This is a genomic window from Bacillus sp. FSL W8-0640, assembly GCF_038007725.1.
GTDB classification, from domain to species: Bacteria; Bacillota; Bacilli; order Bacillales; family Bacillaceae_G; genus Bacillus_A; species Bacillus_A cereus.
In genome coordinates this window covers 4820952-4834687 of sequence record NZ_JBBOXT010000001.1, presented here as the reverse complement: position 1 = coordinate 4834687, position 13736 = coordinate 4820952, and the positions used below count along the sequence as shown (strand labels likewise).

Here is a 13736-nt window from a genome sequence, read left to right as displayed (position 1 = left end):
ATTAAAAGCCTCCTTTGTGAAATCTTAGTATTAGAATTAATAAATGTAAAAAATTGAAAGAAAGCTTTACTCCAGTTGGAATAAAGCTTTCTTATTTCCTTTAGGAATTATAGCAGACGGAATGAGAGATAGAAAGAGATATTTTAAATTGAAAAAAGAGAGACTGTAAAATTTTCTTTCCTATACCTTTGGGCTTGTGTCATTACAAGCGAAAGGTTCACTTTAAGCGTTTGTTTTGAAATGAGAGACGAGAACTTCAAGTTCTTGTACGATTGTTTTCATTTCAGATGATTTGTTAGCCACGATACTCATTTTGTTTACTTGATCACCAGCTGAATGTGCTGTTTGTAATGTTTCTGCAGCAACTTCATTTGAAATAGAGGCGATATTATTTAAAGCTGCGTTCATTTCTTCAGAGCTTGCAGCCATCTCTTCAGCAGTTGCAGACATTTCTTGCATTTGCGTAGAGACTTTGTTAATGTGGTTAACAATTTCTGAGAATGAAGATCCGGCAGTACGAATAACAGTAATTCCTTCAGAAGCTTCTGCTTGACCTTGTGTCATCATGTCATTTGCTATTTTAGTATCGGCTTGAATTTGATGCAGTAAATGGTTAATGTCAGTTGCGGCTAGTTGAGATTGTTCAGCAAGTTTTCGAACTTCATCAGCAACAACAGCGAATCCTTTTCCATGTTCACCAGCACGAGCTGCTTCAATAGAAGCATTTAAAGCGAGTAAATTTGTTTGCTCGGCGATATTCGAAATAGATTGAAGTGCAGTATCGATATGATTTGTATGTGTAATGAGTCGCTCAACTACTTGTGATGTAGCGTTAACAGCTTCGTTAATTGTGTGCATTTGTGTAATAGATTTCTCAATGACTTTATTCCCATCATCTGCTTTTTCTGAAGTTGTGACAGCTAAACTAGTAACAGAAGAGGCGGACTCAGCGATACGCTGAACACTTGTTGCCATGTCATCCATTGCAGTTGAACTTTCTTCAATGCTAGAAACTTGTGAACGAATATTGTGTTCAAGAGCATTCATAGTTTCTTGGGTCCTTGCGGTATTTTCCATAGAAGCAGTCGTTTCGATAAATACATTTTCGGAAGCTTCTTTTACACTTGTTGATGTTTGTTGAACTTGTTTTATTATATGCTGTAAGTTAGTGAGCATTTGATTAAAGGAATTTGCAATGTCACCTATTTCATCTTTACTTGTTACGTGTAATCTAGCCGTTAAATCTCCATCTTGAGAAGCTAATTCTTTTAACTTCTCATCAATTTGTCGAATTGGTTTAACGAGTTTACCAGAGAACCACCATGCTAATAAAATAGACGTTAATGTACATGTAATGAGTGAGAAGAAAATAATATATTGAATAAGTGATGAAGAAGACTCGACGTCAGCAATTAATGCGTCACGTTTCTCATTCTCTTCATTTGTATATTTATTAAAACGACCTAAAAGATCATTTACATAATCTGTTTGTGCTAAAGCAATTTTGGATGCTTCGTCCCATTTTCCTTCACGAGCAAGAGGTAGTACCTCATTATCTATGACGCTACGCCATTTTCCCCCCATTAAAATAGCTTCTTTCATTCCTTCTGGGAGCTTCTTGTCACTTGTTACTTTCTCTCTAGTATCAGCTAATTTTTTCCCTTCTCGGTTGAACTTATCTAATCCTTTTTGATCATGTGATAGTAAATATTCTTGTAAACCAGCAACTTGTGCTTGGAACCAATCGCCACGTTCTTTTAAAATCGTCGCTCTTTTTGATACATCATTTTTTAACGTTTCGATTTCACTTGCTTGATTCATGGCGAATGAAAGAATAACAATAAGAGCAATGCTAAATAAAGAAGAAATGCTTAAGAGTGTGAACAGTAGTTTTTTTCGAATACTAACATATTTCATCGTTACCCCTACCCTCGTTTAAACTGTTTATTATGATTTGTAGATATTTAAAACGAAATTAATAAAAACATTATTATGAAGTTATTAATCTGTTCAATGAAAATTATAGCAGATAATGGAAGGAGTCAGATTGATATTAGAAAAAGTTCTTAAAATGTATACATTTGCATATCATAAAATTCATAAATAAATATTAGAAATGCTATTGAAATTTGAAATGACATCATGTATACTTCTAATTAGTTGATAACGATTATCAGTATCAACTAAAACATTACTCTTCGTTATGTTGGTCATACCCCTTTTTGACGACGTAAGTCAGAGACGAAATGTTGAAATATCTTGTGTCCTATTCTACAGAATTATGGTAATCTCCAACCTCAACTTATATGCGTGAGCATGCAAAAAGGATCCTATCCGTGAAGGGATCCTTTTTTGCATGCTGTCGCAATTATTGTATATAGACCAGGGATACGTTCTTCGATTCTTTCCGGTGCAGTAGAAGGGAAGAGCCATCTTTGATGAGGTCCGTGTTCTTCAACTAGTTTTTCAATTTTAAAATGTTCTTCCGCGAGTGTTGTAATGATTTCTCCTAACGTCCAGCGACGGATGGCTGTTTTAGGTAGCGATTCTTTCTGTGCTTCTGTAAGAAGGATGCTATAAGCAACATCATCTTCAATTAATTCTTCATCGAAATAATTTCCACTTGCTCGAAATGATGGATGGTCTACTCCTAATAGCTTTGTGTATATTGGATGGTAATCGCGAAGGATAAGTATTCCACCGGGCTTTAGTAGTTGAGAGATTGTTGTGAAAAGTGGTTTTAAATCTAGAAAGTAATGAAGTACACCAAGTTCCAGTAATACGATATCAAATGATTTGGAGAGATTTACATCTAGTACATCAGAAACGATGTAATGAATAGAGACGCCTGCGGCTTCCGCAAGTTCATTTGCATATTTTGCATTACTTGCTGAAATATCAACAACTGTTACGTCAGAGCCTAAAAGGGCGAGTGCGACAGCTTTATTTCCTTTTGAGCCGAGTAAATTAATAATACATTTTCCTTTTGGGGATTTTATGTAAGGTAAATAATGTGCTACTTCGCGCGTGGGATCTTTCATGATTTTTTTCGCATAATCAGCTGGTGCCCCGTGGCGATTCGTCCAAGCTTCATAAGCAGCTGCATTCCAGCTTTTTTCATTTATAGTGCTTAGTTGTTTTTGATTCAATGTTATCACTCCTTTTGTGAACGTATAGTTATTCGGCAGGGGGATGGGATTTCCTTTTCTTTCTGGATAAAAGTTTGATTTTTCCGTGATTAAGTCGTACAATACTTTTTATACGTAAAAGCGTTGAAAAGGAAAAGTAGGATGAACACATTCTTTCCAGAGAGCTTCGGTAGCTGAGAAGAAGCAAGAATATTCATTTGAACAATGGCCTTTGAGCTTCGTCCTGAACTTATCAAATGATAATAGTAGGCGGCGACGAGAGTTGGTACTCGTTATCAAAACCACAGTATAAGAGCATATTGCTCCGTACTTGTTAAGGCTAATTATGTGAGTAATTAGCGAAATAAGGTGGTACCGCGACTGTTTATACAGCCCCGCCCTTATCTTTTTTAAGATAAGGGCGGGGCTTTTTATATTTAAAAGGAGGAATGTAAGATGAGTATTTTTATTGGAGGCGCTTGGCCGTATGCAAATGGTTCGTTACACCTTGGCCATATTGCGAGTTTGTTACCTGGAGATATTTTAGCGCGTTATTACAGGGCAAAAGGTGAGAATGTGCTGTATGTTTCAGGGAGTGATTGTAATGGAACACCGATTGCAATTAGAGCAAAACAAGAAGGTGTGACAGCGAAAGAAATTGCTGATAAGTATCATGAAGAGTTCCAGCGATGTTTTCGTAGCCTTGGTTTTACTTATGATTGTTATACACGTACAGATAGTGAGCACCATCATGAAACGGTTCAAAATGTTTTTTTACGTTTATTAGAAGAAGGACATATTTATAAAAAAACAGTGGAACAAGCGTATTGTGAAACGTGTACACAGTTTTTACCGGATCGTTATGTAGAAGGAATATGTCCACATTGCCATGAAGCAGCAAGAGGAGATCAATGCGATGCTTGTTCTGCTATTTTAGATCCTCTCGATTTGTTAGAAAAGAAATGTAAGTTATGTGGTAGTACGCCATCTGTAGAGGAAACAGAGCATTTCTATTTTGCATTGCATACATTTCAGCAGCAAATTAAAAGAGCTGTAGAAATTGCCAAACAAACAGGGACATGGCGCGACAATGCGATTCAACTAACAGAGAGATATGTAAAGGAAGGATTACTAGATAGGGCCGTATCACGTGATTTACCAATTGGGGTACCAATTCCAGTAGAAGGGTATGAAGATAAGAAAATTTACGTATGGATTGAAGCAGTGACAGGCTATTATTCAGCGAGTAAACATTGGGCTGAAGAAACAGGGAAAGATGATCAAGAGTTTTGGGATAGCGAAGCGAAAACATATTATGTGCACGGAAAGGATAATATTCCGTTTCATTCCGTCATTTGGCCAGCGGTATTACTTGGAATAGGGGAGGAAGCAATCCCGCGTCATATCGTTTCGAATGAATATTTAACAGTTGAAAAAAGAAAATTATCTACAAGTAAAAACTGGGCAGTATGGGTGCCTGACATATTAGAACGCTATGATCCAGATTCTATTCGTTACTTTTTAACCGTCAACGCACCAGAAAATCGCGATACTGATTTTTCATGGAGGGAATTTATTTACAGTCATAATAGTGAATTATTAGGTGCATACGGGAACTTTGTGAACCGGACATTAAAGTTTATCGAAAAATATTATGGTGGTATCGTGCCGAAGGGAAGTATTGAGGTAGAGCTGAAAGATAAAGTAGAAGGATTATATAAGCGTGTAGGAGAGGCGATTGAGCAAACTAAATTTAAGGTGGCGCTAGAAATAATATTTGATACAGTACGTTTTGCAAATAAATATTTTGATGAAAAGCAGCCTTGGAAACAAAGAGAAGATGATCCAGTTTCATCTGAAGAAACGATTTATAACTGTGTGTATCTTATCGCTAATTTTGCCCATCTCCTTGAACCATTTTTACCATTTTCAAGTGAAAGAGTTCGAAACACATTGTCGATTGTGAACCGAAATTGGGAACCGCAAAATACGTTGCCAAGTAGAATTGATAGCGTGCAGCCATTATTTGAGCGAATCGATGTAAAACAAATTGAGCATGAGATAGAGAAGCTGTATGGAGCGGTAAAATGAGATAGAGAAAAAGACCTTTCAAGTAAATGAAAGGTCTTTTGTTATGCAGTATGATTCTCTTTCTTATCTTTCAAAAAGAAAAGTACAGCAAGGATTACAAGAATAATAGCTGCAATATCATACGTTATTTTAAATGTAGTATTAAAGTTTAAGTACTCTACGAAAGGAGTTTTCACTGCTCCTGCATATATACAAACGGGAACGAGAAGTAAATCGTAAAATTTCTTTTCTTTCATATATCTTATTAGGAAGAAGATACACATAATAGCAAAAAATACGATGCTTAAAATAGTCATTTATACCTCCAGATAAATTTACTTATTTTAATTGCAGTTATATCTTTTATATAAATTCTGTATTTTTTCAAGCGCTGTGCACGCGATTGTGTTTCCTTTCTTTCCTAGCCGTAAGCAGCTGAGGAGTGAAGATCCCAACCAATATAAAAATAATTCCAATCCACTGCATGAACGTTACGACTTCATGTACAAGTGTAATTGAAGCAATAATAGCAGTTGGTAATTCAGCTGCACCTAATATCGTACTAAGCCCTGTTCCAACCTTTGGTACACCGATTGAAAAACAAATGACAGGTACGACAACACCGAACAAGCCGAGGAAGAAAGCATATTTCCATAGGCCAGCTTGCAAAGCACCGTCTGTTAAAAAGGTTGGCGGAAAGAATAGGCATACGATAAGAGTAGCACTTGTTGTCATAAGAAAGCTTTTCGTATAAGGCGGAACATCCGTAGCGACGCGCCCGCTTGCAAAAACATAGAATGAAAAAGAGACCGCAGCTAATAGCCCAAAGATAATCCCTTTCGTAGAAAAACTTTGTCCGAGGCCTTCAAATACACCACCTGCAAACAATGTACCAGCAAATAAAATAAGGATAGATATGATCTTATCGCGGCTTGGAAATGTTCGATTTGCAATGGCTTCGATAATGACACCAATCCAAGTGAACTGAAAGAGTAGGACGACAGCGATAGATGCGGGTAGTTCTTCTACAGAAATAGCGTAAAAAATCCCAGTCATACTCATTGTTGTTCCGACGGTTAGTAATGAAAAAAATTGTTTTTTTGTTACTTTATGATGTGAAAAGAAAAGAACGAGTAGAAATAGTCCAATCCATCCGAAGACATATTGTCCCCCTAGGAGTTGATGTGCTGAAAATCCATTTATGAATCCGAGTTTGAAAATAGTTGAAAGTATGCCGTAGCTGCAAGCACCGAATAAAACGAGCAATGAATATTTAAACTTTTCCATAAAAAATCCTCCTTTTAAGTAATAAAAAACGCCCGCTATCCAAATAAGGATAACGGGCGAACGAAACAGAGTAAGACACTCTACAAAATTCCGCCACTCACACATGAAGTATGAGTTTGGGGTATGTAATTATAGTGAATGTTACATTGCTTTTGGGAATACAATGGAGCATTTTACACCTTGAGCTGTGTTTTGTATCCCGTAAGGAAACTGATGTTTATCTAATATTTGTTTCACGATATATAATCCAAGACCACTACCTTGTACTAAACCGTGTTTATCAGGGTTTGCGCGATAAAAAGGCTCAAATAAATGAGCAAGTTTATCTTCATCAATTTGTGAACCTGTATTTAATACTTCTAATGCGTAACCATTTGGTTTTTCATAAAGCTTTATATATACGTGCTGATGGTCAATTGTATAATGAATTGCATTTGAAATAATGTTAAAAATAGCAGTTTGAATAAATTTAGGATCAGCTAAAATTTGTACGTCGTGTTTAATATTAGATTGTACATTTAATTGTTTTACAGATACAAAGTAATCTACTTTCTTCATAACATCCTCAATAATATTAGATAAAGAAATGACTTCTAAATTCGGTTTAAATTGAGGGTTTTGTATTTTGGATAATTCCGACATTTTTTCCGTTAATATGTTAATGTCTTGCATCATCTCGTAGGAACGTTTCAAATACTTATCTCTATCTTTATAAGCTCCAATTCCGTGAATCATGCCATCTAGTTGTCCCATAACGGCTGCGATTGGTGTTTTTAATTCATGGGACACCATAGACATAAATTCTTTACGAGATTGTTCTAATTGTTGTTCCTTCTTGAGCTCGTTTCTTAAATCTTGATTGCTTGCATGTAAATTCTTCACAATATTTGGTACTTGTGAAGCAGCTACTTGCAAATTAAAATCTGTTTGATCTGCATTTTTGTTAAGTAGCTTTTTATCGGAGAAATCAAGATTCATAATATCTTTTAAAGCATCACTCATATATTGAAAAGGTTTGGCAATTAGTTTTGTATAAATTAATGATCCGAGTAGTGATAATGCAAGCATTGTCGCGCCAATATGTGGAGCTAATTGCTGCAACGCATCTGCTAACTTTGGATTATCATTTGTATCATTTGTTTTACTTGCTGCATTTTGTGTATGTAAGGCATCATTATTAGCGGCTTTCTTTTCTGCTTCTGTAGGCGGATTAGAAGTGCTATTTTTCCCCGAAAGATTTTGTGTATGTTCTTTTGCCTTTGCAGTTTGGCTAGGCTGCAAAAGGTGATTGATAGCTGTAGAAAGAGATTTATAATCTATAATAGAAGATTGGAAATTAGAAATACTCCCCTTTGACACAGCTTTATTTTGCTTCGTTTTACTTCCGTCGTTTTGCTTATCTGAATCGGCCTGTTCTGTAGTCGGCGTTCCATTTTCTTTCGCAAAACGTTCTTTATCGTAGTTTGAAGCTAGAAAGTAAATAATTTGATAAAGACAAAGTGATAAAAGAATACAAAATAATAAGGTTTTGATGAAAATATTTTTGGTGATGTTGTCTTTGCTACGATTCGATTTTGTAGCCAATGCCTTTCACCGTTTTAATATAAGGAATTCCTAATTTTTTTCTTAAGTTTTTAATATGTGTATCTATAACTCTTACATCACCATAATGTTCATAGCCCCATACCTTATTCAACAAATCACTTCTTGATAATACTTTTCCTCGATTTTGCAGTAAAGTATAAATAATTTCAAATTCTTTTGTTGTCAATTCAATTTGATTACCATGAACATAAGCTGCATATGCTGTAGAGTTTAACATCAATTCATGGAATTGTAGTATAGTTGCAGCTTCTGCTTCCTTCGTTGCTGCCCTTCTTAATACAGCCTCTACACGCTTAATAAATACAGTGTAATGGAACGGTTTCGTAATATAGTCATCAATACCTAACTCAAATCCTTTAATTTCACTTTCTTCATTATGTAAGCCTGTTAACATAATGATTGGTACATCAGATTGTCCTCGCATAATTTTACAAATACTATAGCCATCTATATCTGGTAACATTACATCGAGGAGGACAAGATCGTATGAATTTTTTTGGAAAAGAAGAATACCTTCTGTTCCAGCACCAACTACATCAACTGTAAAGTTTTGTGCCATTAGAAATTCACGAATAAGTTCTTGTATATCTGGGTTGTCTTCAATCACCAGTATATGCGTCATAGTAACACCTCCTAAATAACGCTTTTTACTGCAATATTCGAATTCATCATTTTTCGAGTGACTCAGATTGTTTATACATATAATAAGCCCCCGCTATAAAATAATCATGAAGGTAGCAAGGGGAATAGTTTAGTGTTACTGAATAGTTCAGAATTACAGTAGTTCTATTATAGTATGTATTATAAAATTTATAAAACATTATAACTGTATAATTTTAATATCTACGTTTATCAATGTTTAGATATTAGCTAATCAAATCTATTCCTATTATATATGTAAATACAGTTGTTTTGCTACTGTAAATGAATAAATAAAATAAGCCAAGACATAAAATTCTTGGCTACACATAAATCTTGTTTTTAGGCTATTTTACAGTGACAGTAGCTTGCTGCTGAACGCGCTCAAATAACCAGTGTATATCATTGTTATACATACGAATACAACCAAGTGTTGTCCATTTGCCGATTGCTTGATTATTGTTAGTTCCGTGAATCGCATAAGTTGTTCCGTAAGTTCCTGCCATATTTAATCCGAGCCAACGGTCACCAAGTGGATTACGTGGATCGCCGCCTTTAATTTTGCCTGTATAATAAGGGCGGTTTTTAATTTTATTTACGATTTGAAAAGTGCCTTTAGGTGTAGGTGTTGCAGCTTTTCCAGTAGCGACAGTAAAACTTTTTATAAATTTTCCATCCTGATAATAATCCATTTTATTTAACTGAGTGTCTACGATTAATTGATCTTTCGTTGTAGCTGCCTCTGCACTAGCGAATGGAAGAGTTAAAAATCCTAATGATAATAGTGCGCTTAATAATAATTTTTTCATTGTTATTCTCCTTTTACTATCGTAATAGTCTTACATACAATGAAGTTGTAATCCTCGTAATGCTTTATTTACATTTTCATCTAATGTTTCAAAGAATGTAGTGATTTTGCTGTTGTGTTTGTTGTTATCAATAAGTAATCTTTCATTTAATAAAAGCTCACCACGTAGTCCAAAACTTTGAACTTGAATATTTAGCTCATCTTCATTTTCAGAAATGATTGGTAAGAAATAGTGAAAAGCTTTTGTTGGAATGATGTAGCTTTTGCCAATCATGCTTTCTTGATTTGAATTAATCCATTTTTTCGTGACAATTTTAATATTCTTTTTTGAAACGATAAAAGATAGTGTTGTAGATTTTGTTAAACTTACGTCAAATTCACTTGTTTCACATATTTGTAAATTAAAAACGGTTTCATTTTGATGAGATTCAACATTTGTATTAATAAAATCGTGCATTTTATATGCTTCCATTTCGTATTCACCCTTTTTTCAATTTCGAAAAACGACTTATATTTATTCAAATTAATGCTTAGTCATATATTGGTTAAATTTTTCAACAAATTCCGATATAATCTTACAATACGTATATGAAGCTAATATGAAGTTAGCATGAGTTTGTGATGGTTTTTTATTGAGAACAAAATAAGAGAGCTTTTTTAGTGCTAAAAAATGGATAAAATCTGCATGTTATTAATGCGTCTTTTCGCTATTGCGACTTGGAAAATAATTTTTACTATTTAATAAAGAACGAAAATCATTAGTGTGACCCTTACAAAAATGTAATAAAAATGTAAGCTATTGTGATAGTTATTTCGACAATTTTTTTATACAATAATAGTAAGAAGTTGTACGTGATTGAAAGGAGAGATGACATGGAATGGATTCATGAATTATTTCAGCAATACGGGTATTATGTTGTACTTGTCGGCTTGCTGTTAGAATATATTGCACTTCCGTTTCCGGGAGAGCCAACATTAGCATATGCGGGATTTTTAGCACATAAGGGTGATTTAAGTTTACCAATTTTAATTATTCTATCCTTTATTGGGACAAGTGTAGGAATGACGATTCAATACTTTTTAGGAAATAAATTAGGTATGCCTTTCATTCAAAAGTATGGGAAATACGTATTTTTAACACAAAGAAAAATTGACTTAACGAGAATGTGGTTTGATAAGTATGGGTACTTCCTAATTTTTATTGGTTTCTTTATTCCTGGTGTACGTCATTTCACAGGATACTTTGCAGGAATTATTAATTTACCATTCCGTCGTTTTGCCATTACAATTTATTCAGGCGCTCTATTTTGGGTATCATTCTTCTTAATCGGTGGTTACTGGTTAGGTGGAAACTTACATGATATCTTTGGAGTGCTAGAAGGTCATATCGGTAAAATTATTTTTGGAGTTATTGTGATTGTAGCGGTTACGTTAGGTATTCGTTTCCGTAAGCAGTTAAAACGAGTATTACTACAAAACGCAAGTTAATATGAAATCCATTCTATGTCAGAATTTAGGAAGGCAGTGCAAAAGCACTGCCTTTTTTATTTTATTTTTAAGACTATGTTTAATGCACATTTTACATTCTTTATAGGAATTTGATACAGGATAAGAAATAAGTGTTTTGTCAATTATTATAGTCGTAATGACAAATATAATTGACAAATATAAGGATATTATTTACAATTTTAATTAAATAAATGAAAAAGAGGGAAGACATGAAGCTTCAAAATCGAGTGAGGGAATTGCGAGCAAAGCATCGTTTATCACAAGGGGATTTAGGGAAAGCGATTGGATCATCACGGCAAACGATTAGTTTAATTGAGCGTGGGGATTATGCACCATCTATCGTATTGTCGTTAAAAATTGCACAAATTTTCAATGTACCGGTGGAGGAAATATTTACGTTAGTAGAGGGGGAAGAGGACGATGAAGAGTAAGCGAAAAAAACAATTTGATTCTGTGGGGAAAATAACATTAAGTATGATAGGAGGATTTTTAACGTCTTATATAGCTTTAAATTTACTCTCGGATGAACCGAGAAAATTATCATCCAATACATTTATAGGTATATGTACTATTTTTGGAATTTTAATGATGTACTATACTTGGAAGAATACACGTATGTTAGCAGAGGCACGCGATGAAGAAGAGAGCGTACAAGGCAGAAAATTAGGCATTATAAGTATATATTTACGTGTAGGTGATATAGTTACGCAGGCATGGTTTGTATATGCAGTTATTACATGTAGACGTGCACTGTTGCAGGATACAAATGTTTCATTTGCGGTGTGGAATTTAGTAGCTTCTATTGCTTGTTTAACTACTGTAGTAATTATCGGACTCATAACAAAAAATCGTTATAATAAGCTATATCCTGAACAAGGTGTAACGTATATGGAATCTATGAAAATGTGGACGAAAAATGCAGATGAAGGATTAAAGCACATTGTGCATGAGGCTGGATATAAAGCATATGAATTTACGAATACAATATTGGCATATGTATGGTGGGCTGCTGTTATATATACAGCTGCTAGTAATATCGATTTTGTATTAATTGGCTTAATCTCATTTATTTGGATATTGCATCTTGGGAAGTTCATGTACGAAATGCAGAGGAAAATGATTTATTAAGGGGAGAAAAAGGTGGATATTTTAAGAAGGCCAGCTGGCTCAATGACAGTGGCGTTAATTCTGTCCATTTTATACGGAGTAATCCGAACTGGGAAATTAGAAGTAATTTTGAACCTATGGGCAATAGTTGGAATTTCATTATTAGTGTTAGCCATTCATGAGCTAGGACATGTAGTATTTGGTGTAATAGGTGGTTTAACATTTAAATTTATGACAGTAGGACCCATTACTATTCAAAAAGAAAAGGGAAAATTACGCATTCGAGAAAATAAATTATGGGCTTACTTTGGAGGCGTTGCAACACTAGTACCACCTTCTATAGAGACACCGAATCTTTCGAAAAAATGGGCGTGGCTCACTTTAGGTGGACCAATTACGAGTTTACTGTTTGGTATTACTTCCGGTTACATATACATGGTGAGTTATTATCAATATCTTTTATATTTTTCCTTTTTCCATTTTGCAACCTTTGCGGTTACAATTGTGCCGATAAAAGGAACGCTTATGAGTGATGGGATGCAATTTCTTATTTTAATTAAAGATGATGAAAGAGCTAGAAATCATTTATATGAGATTCAAATATCGAGTGAGTTATTTAGTTATAAAAGACCGAAAGATTGGGATGAAAGATTAGTAGAATTGAGTGAGGAGAAAATAAAAGACAATAAAGGGATAAGAGAGATAATGAGTAGACTTATGCTTGTCTTTTTTGCTCGTGCAGATCAAGAGGGAATGGAAAGAGCGATACCGTATATAGAAAGAATTGTTCAACTACCTGTAACGCAAGAAAATAAGTTTTTCGTTAGCAGTTTTCATAGTTGGTATCTTTTATATAAAGCCCTTTATCAGATGGATAGTCTTTCTTTGCAAGAAGCAAAGGAACATGCAAAGGCTATTACAAAAATGGACTTAAACGGATATTATCGTACACAAGGAATTATCAAATATTTAGAGAATGATCTAGAAGCTTCCCATACTTATATGAAGAAAGCTGATAAAGAATTAAAGAGCGCCGAGAAGAGTGAGATGGGATATTTACAATTAGAAAGAGAATGGTTTGAGCAGTTGAAGGTGAGGGTATCTTACGATGGGTGAGGTATCCTCTTTTTTCTATGTCATCTTATGCCGTTCCATAAATAGTCCGGGGCGAGTAAAATGAGATAAGAAGAGCAAAGCTTGGAGGAAGTAAATATGGAAATTTTATCAATTATTTTGATAGTCTTGCTCATTTATGTTGTTTTTAAAGTGGCATATGTAGCATTAAAGATACTCGCGATCCTATTAATTATCTTTTTAATCGTAGAGTTCGGCAGTAAGTTGCTTGGGGGATAGGGTATATTGTGCGTTTCGAGTGTCGAAGGTTGTCGTTAAATCGATATCTTGTGTTGAACCGTTGATATAATGAAAAAATCGTTGATATAAGTGGAGAAATGATCGATATATTTGAAAAATCGTTGATATATTTTAGTGAATACGAAGTGGGGTATGTGGAAAAGAAGTTGCCGTTGGGTAGCTTCTTTTTATTGTAGTGGCAGGGTATAGAGCATAAATAGGTTGCCGAA

The 13736-nt window shown here is 34.6% G+C and carries 14 protein-coding genes and 1 other annotated feature; of the genes, 6 read left to right on the top strand and 8 right to left on the bottom strand.

Features of this window, described 5'->3' with window-relative positions; all coding sequences use genetic code 11:
* Positions 1-222: 222 nt before the first annotated feature.
* Both N2V80_RS25140 and N2V80_RS25135 read right to left on the bottom strand, forming a co-directional pair.
* Positions 223-1917 carry a methyl-accepting chemotaxis protein gene (locus tag N2V80_RS25140; protein ID WP_000878440.1) on the bottom strand — a complete coding sequence of 565 codons (1695 nt, stop codon included), beginning with the start codon at positions 1915-1917 and terminating at the stop codon, positions 223-225.
* A 413-nt stretch (positions 1918-2330) separates the two neighbouring features.
* Complete coding sequence (locus N2V80_RS25135) at positions 2331-3149, bottom strand: class I SAM-dependent methyltransferase (protein WP_061654804.1); 819 nt, start codon at positions 3147-3149, stop codon at positions 2331-2333.
* Between the two features lie 114 nt (positions 3150-3263).
* Positions 3264-3534 (top strand) — a binding site (T-box leader).
* A gap of 50 nt (positions 3535-3584) precedes the next feature.
* Between N2V80_RS25135 and metG the strand changes: the two genes are divergently transcribed.
* Positions 3585-5219: a methionine--tRNA ligase gene (gene metG, locus N2V80_RS25130; RefSeq protein ID WP_061654805.1), complete on the top strand. Its 1635-nt coding sequence runs from the start codon at positions 3585-3587 to the stop codon at positions 5217-5219.
* A gap of 41 nt (positions 5220-5260) precedes the next feature.
* Here metG and N2V80_RS25125 read toward each other — a convergent pair whose 3' ends face one another.
* The 6 genes from N2V80_RS25125 to N2V80_RS25100 all read right to left on the bottom strand — a co-directional run bounded on the left by N2V80_RS25125 (position 5261) and on the right by N2V80_RS25100 (position 10009).
* A complete protein-coding gene (locus N2V80_RS25125; RefSeq protein WP_000154132.1) occupies positions 5261-5515 on the bottom strand; it encodes a hypothetical protein in 255 nt (84 codons plus the stop codon).
* Between the two features lie 67 nt (positions 5516-5582).
* On the bottom strand, positions 5583-6485 hold the full coding sequence (locus tag N2V80_RS25120; protein WP_048568696.1) for an EamA family transporter: 903 nt from the start codon (positions 6483-6485) through the stop codon (positions 5583-5585).
* Positions 6486-6626: 141 nt separating this feature from the next.
* A complete protein-coding gene (locus N2V80_RS25115) occupies positions 6627-8069 on the bottom strand; it encodes a sensor histidine kinase (RefSeq protein ID WP_000201959.1) in 1443 nt (480 codons plus the stop codon).
* A complete protein-coding gene (locus tag N2V80_RS25110; protein WP_000148833.1) occupies positions 8047-8712 on the bottom strand; it encodes a response regulator transcription factor in 666 nt (221 codons plus the stop codon). Before N2V80_RS25110 ends, N2V80_RS25115 begins: the two co-directional genes overlap by 23 nt.
* Positions 8713-9076: 364 nt before the next feature.
* Positions 9077-9538 (bottom strand): L,D-transpeptidase, encoded by a 462-nt coding sequence (locus tag N2V80_RS25105; RefSeq protein WP_000735058.1) that lies wholly within the window; start codon positions 9536-9538, stop codon positions 9077-9079.
* A gap of 30 nt (positions 9539-9568) precedes the next feature.
* Positions 9569-10009 (bottom strand): DUF3978 family protein, encoded by a 441-nt coding sequence (locus N2V80_RS25100; protein WP_000388768.1) that lies wholly within the window; start codon positions 10007-10009, stop codon positions 9569-9571.
* Between the two features lie 401 nt (positions 10010-10410).
* Between N2V80_RS25100 and N2V80_RS25095 the strand changes: the two genes are divergently transcribed.
* The 5 genes from N2V80_RS25095 (at position 10411) to N2V80_RS25075 (ending at position 13506) form a co-directional block, all read left to right on the top strand.
* Entirely contained in the window at positions 10411-11025 is a 615-nt protein-coding gene (locus N2V80_RS25095) for a DedA family protein (RefSeq protein ID WP_000454754.1), read from the top strand.
* A 230-nt stretch (positions 11026-11255) separates the two neighbouring features.
* Positions 11256-11477 (top strand): helix-turn-helix transcriptional regulator, encoded by a 222-nt coding sequence (locus N2V80_RS25090; RefSeq protein ID WP_000776168.1) that lies wholly within the window; start codon positions 11256-11258, stop codon positions 11475-11477.
* The gene (locus N2V80_RS25085) at positions 11467-12174 is read left to right on the top strand and encodes a DUF3169 family protein (RefSeq protein ID WP_061654806.1); all 708 of its coding nucleotides are present in this window, start codon (positions 11467-11469) and stop codon (positions 12172-12174) included. Before N2V80_RS25090 ends, N2V80_RS25085 begins: the two co-directional genes overlap by 11 nt.
* A 42-nt stretch (positions 12175-12216) precedes the next feature.
* Positions 12217-13269: a hypothetical protein gene (locus tag N2V80_RS25080; protein ID WP_061654817.1), complete on the top strand. Its 1053-nt coding sequence runs from the start codon at positions 12217-12219 to the stop codon at positions 13267-13269.
* A 96-nt stretch (positions 13270-13365) separates the two neighbouring features.
* A complete protein-coding gene (locus N2V80_RS25075; protein ID WP_000404758.1) occupies positions 13366-13506 on the top strand; it encodes a DUF3985 family protein in 141 nt (46 codons plus the stop codon).
* Positions 13507-13736 lie beyond the last annotated feature (230 nt).

Excerpts from the sequence above, each read along its gene's own strand:
- N2V80_RS25080 (WP_061654817.1), top strand. The coding sequence starts at position 12,217 with ATGACAGTGGCGTTAATTCTGTCCATTTTATACGGAGTAATCCGAACT.
- metG (WP_061654805.1), top strand. The coding sequence starts at position 3,585 with ATGAGTATTTTTATTGGAGGCGCTTGGCCGTATGCAAATGGTTCGTTA.
- N2V80_RS25085 (WP_061654806.1), top strand. The coding sequence starts at position 11,467 with ATGAAGAGTAAGCGAAAAAAACAATTTGATTCTGTGGGGAAAATAACA.
- N2V80_RS25095 (WP_000454754.1), top strand. The coding sequence starts at position 10,411 with ATGGAATGGATTCATGAATTATTTCAGCAATACGGGTATTATGTTGTA.
- N2V80_RS25120 (WP_048568696.1), bottom strand. The coding sequence starts at position 6,485 with ATGGAAAAGTTTAAATATTCATTGCTCGTTTTATTCGGTGCTTGCAGC.
- N2V80_RS25140 (WP_000878440.1), bottom strand. The coding sequence starts at position 1,917 with ATGAAATATGTTAGTATTCGAAAAAAACTACTGTTCACACTCTTAAGC.
- N2V80_RS25090 (WP_000776168.1), top strand. The coding sequence starts at position 11,256 with ATGAAGCTTCAAAATCGAGTGAGGGAATTGCGAGCAAAGCATCGTTTA.
- N2V80_RS25110 (WP_000148833.1), bottom strand. The coding sequence starts at position 8,712 with ATGACGCATATACTGGTGATTGAAGACAACCCAGATATACAAGAACTT.
- N2V80_RS25125 (WP_000154132.1), bottom strand. The coding sequence starts at position 5,515 with ATGACTATTTTAAGCATCGTATTTTTTGCTATTATGTGTATCTTCTTC.
- N2V80_RS25105 (WP_000735058.1), bottom strand. The coding sequence starts at position 9,538 with ATGAAAAAATTATTATTAAGCGCACTATTATCATTAGGATTTTTAACT.
- N2V80_RS25100 (WP_000388768.1), bottom strand. The coding sequence starts at position 10,009 with ATGGAAGCATATAAAATGCACGATTTTATTAATACAAATGTTGAATCT.
- N2V80_RS25075 (WP_000404758.1), top strand. The coding sequence starts at position 13,366 with ATGGAAATTTTATCAATTATTTTGATAGTCTTGCTCATTTATGTTGTT.